This is a genomic window from Streptomyces sp. A012304, from assembly GCF_026008495.1.
In the GTDB taxonomy this organism is placed as follows: Bacteria; Actinomycetota; Actinomycetes; order Streptomycetales; family Streptomycetaceae; genus Streptomyces.
In genome coordinates this window covers 264,069-282,780 of record NZ_BQUN01000188.1, presented here as the reverse complement: position 1 = coordinate 282,780, position 18,712 = coordinate 264,069, and the positions used below count along the sequence as shown (strand labels likewise).

At 69.4% G+C, this 18,712-nt stretch carries 15 protein-coding genes; 7 read left to right on the top strand and 8 right to left on the bottom strand.

What is annotated here, in order from left to right:
• Positions 1 to 18: 18 nt before the first annotated feature.
• From ALMP_RS39270 to ALMP_RS39250, 5 genes are read right to left on the bottom strand one after another with little or no spacing between them, the layout of a single operon-like run.
• A complete protein-coding gene (locus ALMP_RS39270; RefSeq protein ID WP_264936770.1) occupies positions 19 to 1,089 on the bottom strand; it encodes an ABC transporter ATP-binding protein in 1,071 nt (356 codons plus the stop codon).
• Positions 1,073 to 2,056 carry an ABC transporter ATP-binding protein gene (locus tag ALMP_RS39265; RefSeq protein ID WP_264936769.1) on the bottom strand — a complete coding sequence of 328 codons (984 nt, stop codon included), beginning with the start codon at positions 2,054 to 2,056 and terminating at the stop codon, positions 1,073 to 1,075. The genes ALMP_RS39270 and ALMP_RS39265 overlap by 17 nt, the downstream gene beginning before the upstream one ends.
• 7 nt (positions 2,057 to 2,063) lie before the next feature.
• The gene (locus tag ALMP_RS39260) at positions 2,064 to 3,050 is read right to left on the bottom strand and encodes an ABC transporter permease (protein ID WP_264936768.1); all 987 of its coding nucleotides are present in this window, start codon (positions 3,048 to 3,050) and stop codon (positions 2,064 to 2,066) included.
• Entirely contained in the window at positions 3,043 to 3,966 is a 924-nt protein-coding gene (locus ALMP_RS39255; protein ID WP_264936767.1) for an ABC transporter permease, read from the bottom strand. The genes ALMP_RS39260 and ALMP_RS39255 overlap by 8 nt, the downstream gene beginning before the upstream one ends.
• A gap of 6 nt (positions 3,967 to 3,972) precedes the next feature.
• Positions 3,973 to 5,601 (bottom strand): ABC transporter substrate-binding protein, encoded by a 1,629-nt coding sequence (locus ALMP_RS39250; RefSeq protein ID WP_264936766.1) that lies wholly within the window; start codon positions 5,599 to 5,601, stop codon positions 3,973 to 3,975.
• A gap of 580 nt (positions 5,602 to 6,181) precedes the next feature.
• Between ALMP_RS39250 and ALMP_RS39245 the strand changes: the two genes are divergently transcribed.
• The 5 genes from ALMP_RS39245 to ALMP_RS39225 all read left to right on the top strand — a co-directional run bounded on the left by ALMP_RS39245 (position 6,182) and on the right by ALMP_RS39225 (position 12,299).
• Positions 6,182 to 7,171, top strand: coding sequence for an ABC transporter permease (locus ALMP_RS39245; RefSeq protein WP_264936765.1), 990 nt, complete (start codon positions 6,182 to 6,184; stop codon positions 7,169 to 7,171).
• 83 nt (positions 7,172 to 7,254) lie between these two features.
• Positions 7,255 to 9,021: an ABC transporter substrate-binding protein gene (locus ALMP_RS39240; RefSeq protein WP_264936764.1), complete on the top strand. Its 1,767-nt coding sequence runs from the start codon at positions 7,255 to 7,257 to the stop codon at positions 9,019 to 9,021.
• A gap of 124 nt (positions 9,022 to 9,145) precedes the next feature.
• On the top strand, positions 9,146 to 10,126 hold the full coding sequence (locus ALMP_RS39235; RefSeq protein WP_264936763.1) for an ABC transporter permease: 981 nt from the start codon (positions 9,146 to 9,148) through the stop codon (positions 10,124 to 10,126).
• A gap of 56 nt (positions 10,127 to 10,182) precedes the next feature.
• The gene (locus tag ALMP_RS39230) at positions 10,183 to 11,220 is read left to right on the top strand and encodes an ABC transporter ATP-binding protein (protein ID WP_264936762.1); all 1,038 of its coding nucleotides are present in this window, start codon (positions 10,183 to 10,185) and stop codon (positions 11,218 to 11,220) included.
• A gap of 26 nt (positions 11,221 to 11,246) precedes the next feature.
• Entirely contained in the window at positions 11,247 to 12,299 is a 1,053-nt protein-coding gene (locus ALMP_RS39225) for an ABC transporter ATP-binding protein (protein WP_264936761.1), read from the top strand.
• 85 nt (positions 12,300 to 12,384) lie between these two features.
• Here ALMP_RS39225 and ALMP_RS39220 read toward each other — a convergent pair whose 3' ends face one another.
• The gene (locus tag ALMP_RS39220; protein ID WP_264936760.1) at positions 12,385 to 12,897 is read right to left on the bottom strand and encodes a DinB family protein; all 513 of its coding nucleotides are present in this window, start codon (positions 12,895 to 12,897) and stop codon (positions 12,385 to 12,387) included.
• A 100-nt stretch (positions 12,898 to 12,997) separates the two neighbouring features.
• On the opposite strand from ALMP_RS39220, the gene ALMP_RS39215 reads away from it, so the two are divergent.
• On the top strand, positions 12,998 to 13,735 hold the full coding sequence (locus tag ALMP_RS39215; protein WP_264936759.1) for a trans-aconitate 2-methyltransferase: 738 nt from the start codon (positions 12,998 to 13,000) through the stop codon (positions 13,733 to 13,735).
• A 239-nt stretch (positions 13,736 to 13,974) separates the two neighbouring features.
• Here the strand turns inward: ALMP_RS39215 and typA are convergent, their stop codons facing one another.
• Positions 13,975 to 15,891: a translational GTPase TypA gene (typA, locus tag ALMP_RS39210; RefSeq protein ID WP_264936758.1), complete on the bottom strand. Its 1,917-nt coding sequence runs from the start codon at positions 15,889 to 15,891 to the stop codon at positions 13,975 to 13,977.
• Positions 15,892 to 16,074: 183 nt separating this feature from the next.
• Positions 16,075 to 18,132 carry an ABC transporter family substrate-binding protein gene (locus ALMP_RS39205; RefSeq protein ID WP_264936757.1) on the bottom strand — a complete coding sequence of 686 codons (2,058 nt, stop codon included), beginning with the start codon at positions 18,130 to 18,132 and terminating at the stop codon, positions 16,075 to 16,077.
• Positions 18,133 to 18,418: 286 nt separating this feature from the next.
• Here ALMP_RS39205 and ALMP_RS39200 point away from each other — a divergent pair, with 286 nt between their 5' ends.
• On the top strand, positions 18,419 to 18,709 hold the full coding sequence (locus tag ALMP_RS39200; protein ID WP_264936756.1) for a hypothetical protein: 291 nt from the start codon (positions 18,419 to 18,421) through the stop codon (positions 18,707 to 18,709).
• Positions 18,710 to 18,712 lie beyond the last annotated feature (3 nt).

The following is an 18,712-nucleotide window of genomic DNA, read 5'->3' as shown; positions in this document are numbered from 1 at the left end:
TGTCGCACAAATGTACCGCTATGTGCCGCCGTCGGCGTGATCCACCCGGACCTCCTCGGCCGGGACGACGTGCATCTCCTCCGCGAAATGGCAGGCGGAGCGGTGTGCCGCGGGGCCGCCGAGGGGGCGGAGCTCCGCGGGGACGGCGAGGGCCGGCGCCTCCAGCGCGCAGCGCTCGCGGGCCTTCCAGCAGCGGGTGCGGAAGCGGCAGCCGGAGGGGACGTTCGCCGGGGAGGGCACGTCGCCGGAGAGGATGATCCGCTCCCGGTGCCCACGGGCCTCGGGATCGGGGACGGGCACCGCCGACAGCAGCGCCTGGGTGTAGGGGTGCGTGGGGTGGTCGTAGATCTCGGTGTCGGTGCCGGTCTCCACGATCCGTCCGAGGTACATCACCCCGACCCGGTCCGAGATGTGCCGCACGATCGACAGGTCGTGCGCGATGAACAGGTACGACAGCTCGAACTCGCTCTGAAGGCGGTCCAGGAGGTTGATCACCTGGGCCTGCACCGAGACGTCCAGGGCGGACACCGGCTCGTCGGCGACGATCACCTCGGGGCGCAGCGCCAGGCCGCGCGCGATGCCGATGCGCTGGCGCTGGCCGCCGGAGAACTGGTGCGGATAGCGGTTGACGTACTCGGGGTTGAGGCCGACGACGTCCAGCAGCTCCCGCACCCGGCGGCGCCGGTCGCCCTTGGGGGCGGCCTCCGGGTGGATCTCGTACGGCTCCCCGATGATGTCGCCGACCGTCATCCGGGGGTTGAGCGAGGTGTACGGGTCCTGGAACACCATCTGGATGTTGCGGCGGACGGTCTTGAGCGCCTTGCCGGACAGGCGGGTGATGTCCTCGCCCCGGTAGCGGATCCGTCCGGCCGTCGGCCGCTCCAGGCCGACCAGCATCCTGGCGACGGTGGACTTGCCGCAGCCGGACTCCCCGACGACACCGAGGGTTTCGCCCCGGCCGAGCGTGAGGTCGACGCCGTCGACGGCCTTCACCGCGCCGGTCTGCTTCCTGAAGAGGACGCCCCGGGTGAGCGGGTAGTGCTTGACGAGGCCGCTGACCTCCAGGATCGGTTCAGCCGTCGTGGCCATACAGGCACTCCCTCCAGAAGTGGCAGGCGCTGCCCCTGTCCTCGTCCACCTCGTGCAGCGGCGGCACGTCCGTGCGGCAGACGTCCTGGACCATCGGGCAGCGCGGGTGGAAGGGGCAGCCGGACGGGATGTCCATCAGGTTGGGCGGCAGGCCCTGGACGGCGTGCAGTCCCCGGCCCTTGTGGTCCAGGCGCGGGACGGACTCCAGCAGCCCGCGCGTGTAGGGGTGGGCGGGGGCCTTGTAGAGGTCGTGGACGGGGGCCGACTCGACGATCCGGCCCGCGTACATCACCGCGATGCGGTCGGCGACGTCGGCGACCACGCCGAGGTCGTGGGTGATGAGGATCAGGGCCATGCGGTACTCGCGCCGCAACTCCGCGAGCAGGTCCATGACCTGGGCCTGGACGGTGACGTCCAGGGCGGTGGTCGGCTCGTCGGCGATGATCAGGGCAGGTTCCAGGGCCAGCGCCATCGCGATCATGACGCGTTGGCGCATGCCGCCGGAGAACTGGTGCGGGTACTGCCTCACCCGCTCCTTCGCGGCCGGGATACGCACCCGGTCCATCAGTTCGACGGCCCGGGCCCGCGCGTCCCTCCTGGACATGCCCCGGTGGACGACGAACATCTCGCCGAGCTGGTCGCCCACCGTCAGCACGGGGTTGAGGGAGGACAGCGCGTCCTGGAAGATCATCGCCATCTCGGCGCCCCTGACCTTGCGGCGTTCCTCCTCCTTGAGCTTCAGCAGGTCCCGGCCCCGGAAGAGGATCTCGCCGCCGGTGATCCGCCCGGGCGGCATGTCCAGGATGCCCATGATCGCCTGCGCGGTCACGGACTTCCCGGACCCGGACTCCCCGAGCACGGCGAGCGTCTCCCCCGCCGCCACGCCGTAGGTGACCCCGTTGACGGCCTTGGCGATCCCGTCCCGGGTCCCGAACTCGACGTGCAGGTCACGTACTTCCAGCAGCATCGACACCTCACCTCAGCTTCGGATCGAGGGCGTCGCGTACGGCGTCGCCGAGCATGATGAAGGCCAGGACCGTGAGGGCGAGGGCGCCGGAGGGCCACAGCAGGGCGTGGGGGGCGTTGCGGATGTAGGGGGAGGCGGCGGAGATGTCGATGCCCCAGGAGACGGTCGGGGGCTTCAGACCGACGCCGAGGTAGGACAGCGTCGCCTCCAGGGCGATGTACGTGCCGAGCGCGATGGTCGCCACGACGATCACGGGGGCGACGGCGTTGGGCGCGATGTGCCGCAGCAGGATGCGGGTGTGGGAGGCGCCGAGGGCGCGGGCGGCCTGTACGTAGTCGTTCTGCCGGGCGGTGACGACGGCGCCGCGGGCGATGCGGGAGATCTGCGGCCAGCCGAGCAGCACCATGAACCCGATGACCGGCCAGAGCGTGTCGCCGGTCACCACGGAGAGGAGGACCAGGCCGCCGAGGACGACCGGGATCGCGAAGAAGACGTCGGTGGTCCGGGACAGGATCGCGTCCCACGCCCCGCCGAAGAAGCCGGCGAGCCCGCCCAGGACCGAGCCGAGGACCGCCACCCCGAGCGTGGCCAGGAAGCCGACCGTGACGGACGTACGGGCGCCGTGGACGGTGCGGGTGTAGACGTCGCAGCCCTGGCCGTCGTAGCCGAAGGGGTGGCCGGGCTGGGAGCCTTCCTGGGCCTTGGCGAGGTCGCACGCGAGGGGGGAGCCGGAGGCGAGCAGCGAGGGCCACAGGGAGATGACGACCAGGAAGAGGATGACCAGCCCGGAGACCAGGAAGACCGGGTTGCGGCGCAGGTCGCGCCAGGCGTCCGACCACAGGGAGCGGGGCCTGCCGGCCGGGTCGGGTCCGTCGGGGGCGTCGGGGCCGTCGGGATCCTGCTCCAGCGTCGTCGCCTCGCTCGTGGCGAGGTCCATCGCGCCGCCCATGCCGGTCGCGGCGACGGCCCCCTCCGGTTCCTGCGGTTCAGGCATAGCGGATCCTCGGGTCGAGTACGGCGTACAGGAGGTCGACGAGCAGGTTGGCCACCAGGAAGACCAGGACGAGGACGGTCACGAAGCCGACGACGGTCTGGGTGTTCTGGCGCAGGATCCCCTGGTAGAGCTGGAAGCCCACGCCGTGGATGTTGAAGATCCGCTCGGTCACGATCGCGCCGCCCATCAGGGCGCCGATGTCGGTGCCGATGAAGGTGACGACGGGGATCAGGGAGTTGCGCAGCAGGTGCCGGGTGACGACCCGGCGCCTGGGCAGGCCCTTGGCGATCGCGGTGCGCACGTAGTCGGAGCGCTTGTTCTCGGCGATCGAGGTGCGGGTCAGGCGGGTGACGTAGGCGAGGGAGACGGACGCGAGCACCAGGCCGGGCACGATCAGCTCGTCGAAGCCGGCCGCCGAGGAGACCGACGGCTTGATCCACCCCCACTCGACCCCCAGCAGCAGCTGGAGCAGCAGGCCGGTGACGAAGGTGGGGACGGAGATCACCACGAGGGTGGCGAGGAGGACGCCGGTGTCGACGGGCCGGCCCCGGCGCATGCCCGTGACGACGCCCAGGGTGACGCCGATGACGATCTCGAAGAGGATCGCGACGATCGTCAGCCGGATGGTGACGGGGAACGCCGTCGACATCAGCTCGGTGACCGGCCGGCCGTTGAACGCCGTCCCGAAGTCGCCGGTGAGGACGTTGCCCATGTAGGTCAGGTACTGCTGCCAGACCGGCTGCTCCAGGCCGAACTCCTGCCTGAGCCGGGCGGCGGTGGCCGGATCGCACTCCCGGTCGCCGCACAGCCCCGCGACGGGGTCGCCCATCACGTTCACCATCAGGAAGATCAGCAGCGTGGCGCCGACGAACACCGGGACCATCTGGAGCAGGCGCCGGATCACGTACCGCCCCATGGCGGGTCAGCCGACCTTGATCTCGTCGTAGACCGGGACGGAGAACGGGTTGAGCCGGACGTTCGACAGGCGCGGCGAGTAGCCGGCGCTGCCGTTCTGGTACCAGAGGGGGATGGCGGCCATGGTGTCCCGCAGGACCTCCTCGGCCTGCTGGAACTTCCGTACGGCCGTGGCGGGGTCGGTCTCGGCGTTGGCCTCGTCGACGAGCCTGTCGAACTCCCCGTTGGACCACTTGCCGTCGTTGGAGGAGGCGTCGGTGTAGTAGAGCGGCTGGAGGAAGTTCTGGATGAGGGGGTAGTCCATCTGCCAGCCGGCGCGGAAGGGGCCCGTCATCTTTCTGCCGGTGATCCGGTTGCGGTAGTCGGCGAAGGTGCCGACGGGGTTGCCGACGCAGGCCTTGTCGTCGCCGAGGGCGTTGTTGATGGAGTGGCAGACGGCGTCGACCCACTGCCCGTGGGAGCCGGTGTCCGCGTTGTAGGTGATCTTGACCTGGCCGCCGGGGAGGCCGCCGCCCTCCTGGATGAGCCTCTTCGCCGCCACGGGGTCGTAGTCGCAGGCCTCGCCGCACAGGCCCGCCTTGTTGCCGCCCTTCACGCCGAGGACCGGGGAGGTCCAGTCGGTGGCGGGGGTGCGGGTGTTCTGGAAGATGGTCCTGGTGATCTGCGCGCGGTCGATCGCGCGGGACAGGCCCGTGCGGACCTTGTCCGAGCCGCTCCTGTTCCAGTTCTTGTCGTAGTAGGGGAAGGCGAGGGTCTGGATGATGCCGGCGGGGGTGTTGAGGTAGCGGTCGCCCAGGTCGTTCCGGACGTTCTTCAACTGTGCGGCGGGCACGTCGTCGACCAGGTCGAGGTTGCCGGCCATCAGGTCGGTGTAGGCGGTGTTGTTGTCGGTGTAGACCTTCAGGGTCACCCCGCCGTTGCGCGCCTTGTCCGGGCCGGGGTAGTCCTCCCACTTCCGCAGCTCCATCTGGGCACCCCTGGCATAGGACTCGATCATGTAGGGACCGTTTCCGACCGGTTTCCTCAGCCAGCCGGCGTGGTCGGTGAAGAAGGCCCGGGGCAGCGGGGCGTACGCGGGGTAGCCGAGGGTGTCGGGGAAGGTGGAGAACTTCTGCTTGAGCCGGACCGTGAAGGTCCGCTCGTCGACCACCTTCAGGCCGGAGAGGGTGTCGGCGCTCTGGGCGCCGCCGTCGGCGGGGTGGGTCTTGTTGTACCCCTCGATGTACTCGAAGAAGTACGCGTTGCGCTGGTTGTTCCTGAGGCTCGCGCCGTAGTTCCAGGCGTCGACGAAGGACCGGGCCGTCACCTTCTCGCCGTTGCTGAAGGTCCAGCCGTCCTTGACGGTGATGGTGAAGTTCCGCGAGTCCGTGGTCTCGATCTTCTCGGCGAGCATGTCCTCGGCCGCGCCGGTCTCCGGGTCGTAGCACTTGAGGTTCCGGAAGATCATGTCGAGGACCTTGCCGCCCTGCACCTCGTTGGTGTTGGCGGGTTCCAGCGGGTTCGGCGGGTCTCCCCAGGAGGAGCTGAGCACCGCGCCGGTGTCCCCGCCGCTGTCGCTCCCGCCCCCGCAGGCCGTCGCCGCGAGCGCTGCCGCCGCCGCGCACGCGGCCCACCTGGCATGCGTGGCTCCACGCATCACTGCCTCCTCTTACTCGCGCTTTACCCGAGCGCTGTGCCGGCCGGCGGATCCAACGACCCGTTACCGGACAATATCCGGGCATAAGGGGCATCTCGCACACGCGCCGCACCCTTCCGGAGGCCATTGGAGGGACAGGAAGAAGTCATGACAGCCGGGTTGCAACTTCCTGCTGGGGGGTCGAAAAGGATCTTCCGCACAGGTCACAATGGATCTTCGATGCGGGATGCAACGGATCACCGGCATCCGATGCCGAACCGTTGGAATGCGACCCCAGGATGTACGCATTTCGACATTGAGGTATCCGGATATCGAACTCGTTGCCCGTTTCGCCCGATTGGCCCGATGTCAGACACGGAACGATTACGGCGCGCTACACGCGTAGCTACGGAACGGTCAAGAAAAGGTAAAGAAGGCAAAGAGAAGACCAAGGCGGACCAGAATTTATTGACCCTGAACGAATTGCGTTGAAAAAGTCCCGCGTAGCCCGTAGGGGAGTGCCCTGCGGAGTCATCAGACCCTCCCTTGGGCCAGGAGCACCATGACCCCCCCAACTCCATCAGCGGCTGCCCCGCTTGAGGTGACCGACGAGAGCGTCGAGAAGTCGACCACTTCTGACGCCCCGAAGGCCAACGAGAGCCGGTCTCCCGGGCAGCTCGCCTGGCGCCGGTTCAAACGCGACCGCACGGGCGTCATATCCGCGTACGTCGTGATCTTCTTCTTCGTGGTCGCGCTGTGCGCGCCGCTGATCGCGAAGCTGTACGGCAAGGACCCGTACACGACGTACGGCATCAACACGCCCGGCCTGCTCGGCGACAACGGCTTCCCGGTGGGGCCCAACGGCGGCATCAGCGGTGAGTTCTGGTTCGGCATCGACCCGCAGCTCGGCCGCGACGTCTTCACCTTCCTGCTGTACGCGATGCGCAACTCGCTGCTGATCGCCACCGGCATCACCGCCCTCGTCGTCATCATCGGCGTCGTGATCGGCGTGACCGCCGGCTACGTCGGCGGCAAGACGGACTGGTTGTTGGGCCGGGCGATCGACATCCTGCTGGCCTTCCCGTCCCAGCTGTTCTTCGTGGCCTTCACCCCGGTGGTGCTCGCGCTGTTCGTCTCCCCCGAGGAGAACACCCCGGTCTGGCTGACGGTCAGCTGCATGATCGGCCTGCTCACCGCCTTCGGCTGGGCCTCCATCGCCCGTCTGCTGCGCGGCCAGGTGCTGGCCCTGCGCGAGCGGGAGTTCGTCGAGGCCGCCAAGGTCACCGGCGCCTCCCCGGCACGCATCATCTTCAAGGAGCTGCTGCCGAACCTGTGGACCCCGATCCTCATCCAGGCGACCCTCAACCTCCCGCTGATGGTCACCACGGAAGCGGGTCTGGCCTACCTCGGCGTCGGCCTCCAGGACCCGACCCCCGACTGGGGCGCCATGATCGGGTACGCCGCCAAGTTCTACCAGGACGACATCACCTTCCTGCTCTTCCCGGGTCTGGCCATGGTGATCTTCGTACTGGCGTTCAACCTGCTCGGTGACTCGGTACGCGACGCGCTCGACCCGAAGACCAAGCGCTGACTCCGGCCCTTTTCAGGACCACGGCAAAGGTGCCGGGGTGCCGGATCCTCCTCTCTCATCAACTCACTCCAAGGCAGGATGCGATGTCCTTTTCGCGCAGAAACTTCCTGATAGCCACCGGCGTCGCCGCCGCGTCGGGCTCCGTGCTGACCGCGTGCAGCAGCGGTGACTCGACCAAGAACACCGGCACCGGCGGCAAGCAGGATGCCGCCAAGGCCAACGCCACGACGGTCAAGATCGGCACCGCGGAGGACTCGAAGGGCCCGGCTCCGGAGGTCTCCGGCGCCAAGAAGGGCGGCAAGGTCTACCTGCTGAACGACGACGACTTCTCGCACCTCGACCCGCAGCGCATCTACTACGCCTGGAACTCGCTGGCCTCGGTCGTCATCTCCCGCACCCTGACCGGCTACAAGGTCGCCGACGACGGCTCCATGACCCTGGTCGGCGACCTCGCCACCGACACGGGCACCATGAAGGACGGCGGCAAGACCTGGTCCTTCACCTTGAAGGACGGCGTCAAGTGGGAGGACGGCACCGACGTCACCGTCGAGGACGTCCGCCACGGCTTCGAGCGCGGCTTCGCCAACTTCGTCACCGAGGGCGCCAACTACGTCCAGCAGTGGCTGACCGGCAGCGCCGAGTACCGCAAGAGCTACCCGGGCCCCTACACCGGCAAGCACCTGAAGTCGATCGAGACCAGCGGCAAGACCATCACCTTCCGCCTGTCCGAGGCGCGCCCCGACTTCAACTACGTCGTCGCGATGCACTCCTACGCGCCGACCCCGGTGAAGAAGGACACCAAGCAGAACTACGACAAGAAGCCGGTGTCCAACGGCCCGTACATGATCAAGAGCCACGTCACCGACAAGTCGATGGTCCTGGTCCGCAACCCGCACTGGGACCCGAACACCGACTCGATCCGCAACGCCTACCCGGACGAGTTCGACTTCACGTTCGGCATCGAGCAGCTGACCGCGATCGACCGTCTGCTCGCCGACGCCGGCAACGACCAGTTCGCCGTCTCGTGGCGCACCATCCCGCAGGAGCGCATCCAGAAGGCCACCACCGAGGCGAAGGACCGCGTCTTCGAGGCCCTCGGCAACGGTGTGAGCGTCTACTGGATCAACACCTCCCGCGTCACCGACAAGGCCGTCCGCGAGGCGCTGATCAAGGCCTGGCCGACCGCCGCGATCCGTCAGCTGATGGGTGGCACCCACCGCGGTGACTACGCGACCGGCATCATGAGCCCGCTCGTCGCCGGCTACAAGTCGCAGGACGTCTGGGGCAAGCTGAAGAACCCGGCGGGCGACCCGGCGGCGGCGAAGAAGATCCTGGAGAAGGCCGGCAAGACCGGTGCCAAGATCGTCTACGCGTACCAGCAGGACGAGACCCAGGCGAAGATCAAGGTCGTCGTGGAGAACGCCCTCAAGGCGGCCGGCTTCGAGGTCGTCACCAAGGGTGTCGACTCCACCACCTGGTACGACCAGGTCGGCAAGCTGGACAACGGCTTCGACGTGTACTGGGGTGGCTGGTCCTCCGACTGGCCGACCGGTTACTCCGTCTTCGACCCGCTGTTCCACAGCAAGAACGTCGTCGACCAGGGCCAGAACTACTCGCACCTGAAGGACCCGGCGGTCGACGCGGCGATCGCGGCCGCCACCGCCGAGGTCGACCAGAACAAGGCCAACGAGATGTGGGCCGCCCTGGACAAGCAGGTCACGGAGACCGGCGCCTTCATCCCCGACGTGTACATGAAGCGCATCTACATGCACGGCTCCAAGCTCGGCAACGTCAAGATGGACCCGAACTTCGACGGCTGCATGCTCTACAAGATGTACGTCAAGGCCTGATCCATCCCTGAGCGGTGGGGGCGGCTGCCGGCCGCCCCCATCCTCGGCTCTCGTCCTCCGGGCCTCCGGTCACCCCGGCCCGGCCCGTTCCGCACGACGGCCCTCCCAGGAAAGCCACTCCCCCATGCTTCGCTTCCTCGCCCGCCGCCTCCTCGGCGCCGTGATCACGCTGCTGATCATCAGCGCGGTCACGTTCATGCTCTTCTACGCGGTGCCGCGCGACCCCGCACGGATCGCCTGCGGCAAGCTCTGCACGCCGGAGACGCTCGAGGTGATCCGCCACAACATGGGGATCTCGGATCCGCTGCCGGTGCAGTACTGGCACTGGCTGGCGGGGATCTTCGTGGGCCGTGACTACCCGGGCTTCGGCAACTGCGACGCGCCCTGCCTCGGCTACTCGTTCGTCAACCGCGAGCCCGTCCTCGCCACGGTCCTCGACCGCTTCCCGACGACCTTCTCGCTGACCCTCGGCGCCTCCGTGGTCTTCGTCGTCTTCGGTGTCGGTATGGGCATGCTCGCCGCCCTGAAGCAGGGCAAGGCCCTCGACAAGATCGCCAGCAGCGCCTCGCTGGTCGCCTCCTCGATGCAGATCTACTTCGTCGGCACGCTGGCGATGTTCTTCTTCGTCTACCAGTGGCAGATCATGGACCAGCCGTCCTACACCCCGTTCACCGAGGACCCCGGCGCCTGGTTCGGCGGGCTGCTGCTGCCCTGGCTGGTGCTCGCACTGATCTTCACCGCGAACTACACCCGTATGACCCGCTCCCAGATGGTCGAGCAGCTCAACGAGGACTACGTGCGCACGGCCCGGGCCAAGGGCCTCACCCGCCGCAACGTCTTCTTCCGCTTCGCCTGGCGTGGCGCGATGGGTCCGATCGTCACCATCTTCGGCATCGACCTCGGCGTCCTCCTCGGCGGCGCCATGATCACCGAGAAGACCTTCAGCATCCAGGGCATCGGCATGCTCGCCGTGAAGTCGGTGTCCACCAACGACCTGCCCATGCTGCTCGGTGTCATGGTCCTCACCGCGTCCTTCGTGGTGGTCGCCAACATCGTCGTGGACGCCTGCTACGCGCTGATCGACCCGCGTATCCGGCTCGCCTGACCCCCGCCCGCCCCCGCCAGCACCCCCTCGCATCACCCCCCCTCTGGAGCGTCCCCGTGACGAGCACCGATCAGCAGCCCTTCCTGTCCATCAAGGACCTGAAGGTGCACTTCTCGACCGAGGACGGCGTCGTCAAGGCCGTCGACGGTCTCTCCTTCGACGTCGAACGCGGCAAGACGCTGGGCATCGTCGGTGAGTCGGGATCCGGCAAGTCGGTCACCAACCTGACCATCCTCGGCCTGCACAACCCGGACAGCACCACCGTCGAGGGCTCCATCGTCCTCGACGGCGAGGAGCTGAACGGCGCTCCGGAGAAGACCCTGGAGAAGCTGCGCGGCAACAAGATGGCGATGATCTTCCAGGACGCGCTGACCTCCCTGTCGCCGTACCACACGGTGGGCGCGCAGATCGCGGAGACGTACCGCAAGCACACGGGTTGCTCCAAGAAGGACGCCCGGGCGCGTGCCATCGAGATGCTGACCCGCGTCGGCATCCCGCAGCCGGACGTGCGGGTGGACGACTACCCGCACCAGTTCTCCGGCGGTATGCGCCAGCGCGCGATGATCGCGATGGCGCTGGTGTGCGACCCGGAGCTGCTGATCGCCGACGAGCCGACCACGGCCCTGGACGTGACCGTGCAGGCGCAGATCATGGACCTGCTCAAGGACCTCCAGCGTGAGTTCGGCACCTCGATCATCTTCATCACGCACGACCTGGGCGTGATCGCGGACATCGCCGACGACGTGCTGGTGATGTACGGCGGCCGGTGCGTGGAGCGCGGCACGAAGAAGGAGGTACTGCGCGACCCGCAGCACCCCTACACCTGGGGTCTGCTGGGCTCGATGCCGAGCCTGGACCACCCGGTGGACGTGCCGCTCACCCCGATCCCCGGTTCGCCGCCCTCGCTGCTGAACCCGCCGTCGGGCTGCCGCTTCCACCCGCGCTGCGCCTTCGCCGAGAGGGTCGAGGGGGGCCTGTGCTCCTCGGAGCGGCCGCTCCTGGAGATCGTGGACGGACGCGGATCCGCCTGCCACCTGACCGCCGACCAGCGCCGCGAGTTCTTCGGCGACCTCGCCGGCAGCTCGGCCAACTGACGTACAAGAGACGGGATTTCACCACCATGAGCAGCACCACTCCCCTCCTGGACGTCTCCGGGCTCACCAAGCACTTCCCGATCAAGGGCGGCTTCCCGATCCGGCGCACGGTCGGTGCCGTGCAGGCGGTCGACGGGCTGGACTTCCAGGTCAACGAGGGCGAGAGCCTGGGCCTGGTCGGCGAGTCCGGCTGTGGCAAGTCGACGACCGGCCGGCTGATCACGCGGCTGCTGGAGCCGTCGGGCGGGACGATCTCGTACCAGGGGAAGGACATCACCCACGCCAACCGCAAGCAGCTGGCGCCGATCCGGTCCGAGATCCAGATGATCTTCCAGGACCCGTACGCCTCGCTGAACCCGCGGCAGACCGTCGGAAAGATCATCTCCGGGCCGATGGAGATCAACGACATCAACCCGGCCGGCGGGCGCGAGAAGCGCGTGCGGGAGCTGCTGGAGATCGTCGGTCTCAACCCCGAGCACTACAACCGCTTCCCGCACGAGTTCTCCGGCGGTCAGCGCCAGCGCATCGGCGTGGCACGGGCGTTGGCGCTGGAGCCGAAGCTGATCGTGGCCGACGAGCCGGTGTCGGCGCTCGACGTGTCGATCCAGGCGCAGGTCGTCAACCTGCTCCAGCAGGTGCAGAAGGACCTCGGCATCGCGTTCGTCTTCATCGCCCACGACCTCGCCGTCGTACGGCACTTCTCGCAGCGTGTGGCGGTCATGTACCTCGGCAAGATCGTGGAGATCGCCGACCGCGACGACCTCTACGGCAACCCGCGTCACCCGTACACCCGGGCGCTGCTGTCCGCCGTGCCCGAGGCATCCGTCGAGGACGAGGGCGCCCCGGCCCGTGAGCGCATCCGCCTGACCGGTGACGTGCCCTCCCCGATCAACCCGCCGTCGGGCTGCCGTTTCCGTACGCGCTGCTGGAAGGCGACGGACAAGTGCGCGAGCGAGGCTCCGCCGCTGGTCCGGGTCGAGGGCAACCGGCCCGGGCACCTCACGGCCTGCCACTACCCCGAGACGGCGGACGCGGTTCCGGCCCCGCGTCTGTCCAAGGACCCCGAGGCGGCGGCCTGACATCCCCGACGAAGTGAAGGCCCGTGCCACCCGGCGCGGGCCTTCACTCATGTCCCGGCACCTGGACGGCGGCGGCCCGCGCCCGTCAGACGCCCGTCCGGCCGTCGAGGAGTTCGCGGAGGATGTCGAGGTGGCCGTTGTGGCGGGCGGTCTCCTCGGTGAGGTGCAGGAGGATCCAGCGGAGGTCGATGGTGACCCCGTTCCGGATCTGGCCGACGGCCTTGGTGTCGAGGTCGTGGGCGGCGACCAGCTTGCGGTAGCGGTCGGCCTGTTCGGCGTACTCGTCGAGGAGCTGGGCGAGCGGGAAGTCGACCGCGATGCGCATCTCCCGGTCGGGGTCCTCGTCCGTCCAGGGGCCCTCGTCCTCCTCGCCGAGGAACACCACCTGGAACCAGTAGTACTCCACCCAGCGCAGGTGGTTGATCAGCCCGCTCATGGTCATCAGCGGCGAGCTCGGCAGCGGTGCCCGGCGGGCGTCGGCGTCGGAGAGGCCCTCGCATTTCACACGGACCGTGTCGCGTGTGTAGTCGAGGAAGGTGGTGAGCTGGGCGCGCTCGTCCCACGCGGAGGGCAGGTCGTCGATTCTGGTCTTCGTCATCGTGAGGAGCATGTACGGCGCGTGACGCGGTTGTCGACCGAAAATCGAATATGCCGCCGATCTTCTCCTGCGGCCCACACGCATATGACAGACTGCCGCGGTGGCCGATCACTCGTTCGCCGACCTCACGCTCGCCGCGCTGTACGACGGCATCCACCCGTGGGGGCCGGACGACGACTTCTACCTGGACCTGGTGAGGTCCGCCGACGCCGTCCTGGACGTCGGCTGCGGCACCGGCCGGCTCCTCGCCCGCGCGGCCGACGAAGGGCACCCCGGGCGGCTCGTGGGCCTGGACCCGGCGGCCGCGATGCTCGTCCAGGCCCGCCGCCGCGCAGCCGGCGTCCAGTGGCTGCTGGGCGATCTGCGCACCCACCGGTGGCAGGGGGATTTCGACCTGGTCGTCATGACGGGGCACGCCTTCCAGGTGCTGCTCGGCGACGAGGAGCTGCGCACCGCCCTGCGGGCGATCCGCGCGGCGCTCGCCGAGGGCGGACGGTTCGTCTTCGAGACGCGCAACCCTGCCGTCCGCGCCTGGGAGACCTGGACCCCGGACCGGGGCCGCGAGGTCACCGACGCCGACGGCCGTGCCGTACGGGTGTGGCACGAGGTCGAGGACGAGCCGGCCGGGGACCGGGTGACGTTCACCGAGAACTTCGACTGCCCCGCCTGGGACCACCGCCGGACCAGCCGCACGACCCTCCGCTTCCTCGCCCCCGGCCCCCTGTCCGCCTTCCTGTCCGAGGCGGGGCTGAGGGTGACGGAGCAGTACGGCGACTGGGAGCGGGGCCCGTTGACGCCCGAGAGCGCCGAGATCATCACGGTGGCGGGACCGGCGTAGCCCGCGTGGAGGGGCCACCGGACGCCGAACAGCAGGCCGCGTGAGCGCCCGTCAGACACCCGAGCCCGCCCGCTCGCACGGGCCGCCGGGCCCGGCGAACGGGCCGACGGACGCCAGTGCCGACCACCGTCCTCGAAACGGACACCGAGGGGTGTGGTGCGCCGGAGTAGGGGTCGCGAAAGGCCCGGGCACCCCCACGACGGGGGCACCCGGGCCCGATGCTGTGTACCGCCCCCGGATCAGCCGTGCTTGGCGCGGCTCGCGGCGCGGGCGCGCTCGCGGGCGTCCAGGTTCACCTTGCGGATGCGAACGGCCTCCGGGGTCACCTCGACGCACTCGTCGTCCCGGCAGAACTCCAGCGACTGCTCCAGCGACAGCTTGCGCGGCGGCACGATCGACTCGGCCACGTCGGCCGTCGAGGACCGCATGTTGGTGAGCTTCTTCTCCTTGGTGATGTTGACGTCCATGTCGTCGGAGCGGGAGTTCTCGCCGACGATCATGCCCTCGTACACCTCGGTGCCGGGCTCCACGAACAGCACGCCGCGCTCCTGGAGGTTCGTCATCGCGAACGCGGTGACGGCGCCGGAGCGGTCGGCCACCAGGGAGCCGTTGTTACGGGTCTGGAGGGCGCCGAACCAGGGCTCGTGGCCCTCGTGGATGGAGTGGGCGATGCCGGTGCCGCGGGTCTGGGTCAGGAACTCGGTGCGGAAGCCGATCAGACCGCGGGAGGGCACCACGAACTCCATGCGCACCCAGCCGGAGCCGTGGTTGGACATGTTGTCCATCCGGCCCTTGCGGACGCCCATGAGCTGCGTGACCGCGCCCATGTGCTCCTCGGGCACGTCGATCGTCATGCGCTCGACCGGCTCGTAGACCTTGCCGTCGACGTCCTTGGTGACGACCTGGGGCTTGCCGACGGTCAGCTCGTAGCCCTCGCGGCGCATGGTCTCGACGAGGATCGCCAGCGCTAGCTCGCCGCGGCCCTGGACCTCCCAGGCGTCGGGGCGGTCGGTCTCCAGGACGCGCAGCGAGACGTTACCGATCAGCTCGCGGTCCAGGCGGTCCTTGACCTGGCGGGCGGTGACCTTGCGGTCCTTCACGGCCGCCTTGTTGTCGGCGCCCTTGCCGCTGCCGCCACGGCCGACCAGCGGGGAGGTGTTGGTGCCGATGGTCATCGAGATCGCGGGCTCGTCGACCGTGATCAGCGGCAGCGGGACCGGGTTCTCGGTGTCCGCGAGGGTCTCGCCGATCATGATGTCGGGGATGCCGGCGACGGCGCAGATGTCACCGGGGCCCGCCTTCTCGGCCGGCTTGCGGGTGAGCGCCTCGGTCATCATCAGCTCGGAGATGCGGACGTTGGAGACCGACCCGTCGCGCTTGAGCCAGGCCACGGTCTGGCCCTTCTTCAGCTCGCCCTGGTGGACGCGGAGCAGCGCGATACGGCCGAGGAAGTTGTCGGCGTCCAGGTTGGTGACGTGGGCCTGGAGCGGGGCCTCCGCGTCGTAGACGGGGGCCGGGATGTGCTCCAGGATCGTGGAGAAGAACGGCTCCAGGCTGGTGGAGTCGGCCGGGACCGTGCCGTCCTCCGGCTTGGTCAGGGACGCGATGCCGTCGCGGCCGCAGGCGTAGACGATCGGGAACTCGATCTGCTCCTCGTCCGCGTCCAGGTCCAGGAAGAGGTCGTAGGTCTCGTTGACGACCTCGTCGATCCGGGAGTCCGGCCGGTCCGTCTTGTTGATGCACAGGATGATCGGCAGCCGCTGCTGGAGCGCCTTGCGCAGCACGAAGCGGGTCTGCGGCAGCGGGCCCTCGGAGGCGTCCACGAGCAGCACCACGCCGTCGACCATCGACAGACCGCGCTCGACCTCACCGCCGAAGTCGGCGTGGCCGGGGGTGTCGATGATGTTGATGGTGATCGGGTCCCCGCCGTCCTTCGGGTGGTACTTCACCGCGGTGTTCTTGGCGAGGATCGTGATGCCCTTCTCACGCTCCAGGTCGTTCGAGTCCATCATGCGGTCGTCGACCGAGTCGAGCTGGTGGGCGGCGAAGGCACCGGCCTGCTTCAGCATGCCGTCGACGATGGTCGTCTTGCCGTGGTCGACGTGGGCGACGATGGCTACGTTGCGAATGTCGTGACGTGTTGTGGACACGGCCATAAAGCGGCGTTCTCCCGGAGTGTGAGGACCGGCCCTGCTGCGTACGTCTGTGTTACGCGGGCCCTGCCGGGCTTGACACGCCACGGCCTCACCCCATGGTACGTGGCCCGGCGGAGCAAGGTTCCCGCAGGGCCACGAGGCTCACGTCACGTCACTGCGTCCGGGACGCCGCCACCGGGAGTTTCACGCCTTCTTCAGGTATCCCATGTCCTCGAAGACGGGGGTCTGGAAGCCGAAGGCGCCCGCGTTGGCGAGGTTCTTGCGGGCTGCGACGAGCTGGGGGCGCTGGTAGAGCGGGATCGAGCCGGCCGCCGCCCAGATCCGGGCGTCGGCCTTGCGGATCAGGGACCGCGCCTCCTCCTCGTCCAGGGTGGACACCGCCTGATCGAACAGCTGGTCGACCTGGTCGGTGCCGACCCGGGTGTAGTTCTGTTCGACGCTGAGCGACCCGTCCGCGGCCGGCACCGGCTTGGCGTAGATCGGCCGGGCGTCGGTGGCCGGGAAGGCGGAGGCGGGCCAGGAGTACAGCGCGAGGTCGTACTGGCCGGAGGCGATGTGGTCCTTGAAGTAGCTGTCGTCGGCGACCTTGGTCACCTCGGTGCGGATGCCGACCTTGTCCAGCATGCGGGAGATCCGCCCGGCAACCGTGTGCAGCGGCTCCGCCCCGGGGCCCGACGGCAGGACGAACCGCAGGGTGAGCGCCTTGCCGTTCTTGGCCAGCACCTCGCGCGTGGCGCCGGCCGGTGCGGCGGTGCCCTGCGGGGCGTAGGCGCCGGGGGCGCCGTGCCGGTCGACGTAGTGCTTGCCGTCCTGGGCGAGCCGGGTGTCGCGCTCCTCGCCCGGTGTGCCGTGCCCCTCCTGGTCCCGGCCCGGCTTGTCGTCCCGGCCGACGATGTAGGTGCCGTCGTCACCGCCGGCCGACCGGCCCTCCTCGCCGCTCGCCCCGCCGCCCTTCCCGGTCGCGGCCCCGGTCGCCCCGCGGCTCTCCCGCGCCTCGGCGCCGGCCGCCTTCTCGCCCTTCTTCCGTTCGGTCACCGGACCGCCGGGAACCCATCCGGCGTCCGCGAGCAGCGCCTGCGCCTCGGCGGTGTCCTGTCCGCCGAGCGCCCCGCTGCCGTCGGCGTACGCCTCCTGCCCGGACAGCGCGAGGTGGCTGCCGACCGGGACCGCGGGCAGGCCCAGCGGCTTGAGCACCGCCTTCGCCAGGTCCTCGCGGTCCAGTGCCCGGGCCACCGCCCGCCGCACCCGCTCGTCGGCGAGCGGACCGTCGGCGCCGTTCAGGGCCAGCTGGGTGTAGGCCGGTTCCAGCGACTTGCGCAGCTCGTGGGCGCGCGGAGCTCTCGCCGCGGGTCCGGCGGCGCCCCGGGCCGCGCCGTCGAGGCCGCGGGCGGTGGCCGGGTCGATCTCGGCCAGGTCGACCGTCCCGGCGGCCAGCGCCGCGGTCCGCTTCTCGCGCCCGACGGCGGTCAGCACGATCTCGTCGAGCTTGGCGGTCCGACCCCACCAGCGCGGATTGCGGGTGAGCCGGATCTGGGCCTTCTTGCGGTCGACCTGCTTCACGGCGAACGGCCCGGCGGTGACGCCGAGCTTGCGCCGCGCCCCGTCGTTGAACGCGTCGGGCGTGCCCATGACGTCCTTCGGGTACAGCGGGGAGAACAGCGACCGCCAGTCGGCGTAGGGGCGGCTGAAGGTGACCTTCACCTCCAGGTCGTTGGCGCCGCGCTCGATCCGCTCGATGCGGTCGTAGCCGGCGTTGCGGGCGGTCCAGTAGGCGCTGTCCCGGCCGGACAGGGCGCGCCACTGGGCGGCGAAGTCGGCGGCGCCGATCTCCCGGCCGTCGCTCCACACGGCCCGCTGGTCGAGCTTGTAGAGCACGACCTGCCGGGGCTCGGTGTCGACGACCTTCGCGGACTCCAGGTAGTCGGCGTTGCGCACGGCCCGCCCGCTCGCGTCCATCCGGTACATCGACGGCAGGACGGCCTGGGCGATCCGGGCGGTGGTGGCGTCGGCGTCGGCCTGGAAGGTGTTGAAGGTGTCCGGTACGGCGTCCACCGCCCAGCGCAGGGTGCCGCCGTCGGCCACCTGGGCGCGGGCGGCCGGGGCGATGTCCTGGGCGGCCAGCGGCTCGCCGGCCTGGTCCTCGCCGCCGCAGCCGGTCAGCGCGGGGACCGCGAGCGCGCCCGCGGTGAGGAAGGCGACCGAGCGCATGACCGCGCGCAGTCCGACGCCGTCGTGGGACATCTCAGGTACCTCCAGGGAGCCGCGGGCGTTATGATCACTTTTGGCGGTATATGGAGCTGATCACATGTATGCGGCCACTGAAGAGGAAAGGGTTCAGCAACCCGGGGAGACACGACGACCCGGGGCGGCAAGGCCACCCGTGCGGCCCAACGCGCCCGGGACGCACCGCAGCACATCGGCCAATCGGTGCACATCCCTTCACACCGACTGGTGTGACGCGCAACACTCTCAGGCGCATGAACGTCGCCACCCACGGCCGCACGGCCGACGGAAGTGAGGTCACGTCATGACCGTTGACGACGAACTGAGGTCAGTCCAGCGCTGCCTCGACGACCTGTACCGGTCGGTCGGGCGCCTGGAGAAGCAGATCGGTGGCGGCGGCCTGGAGATGCGCCGCGTCCGCGCCGACACCAACCACCTGCGCGAGAGCGTGGCGCTGCTGCGCGAGGCGGCCGCCACCCGTCCCGCCACCCAGCGGCCCGAACTCGTCACCATCCCCGACACGCCGTACGACGACTCGCTGTGGACGGACTCGGACGACGAGGGACTCGGAGCCCGCGACCGGCACGCCCCCTGACCC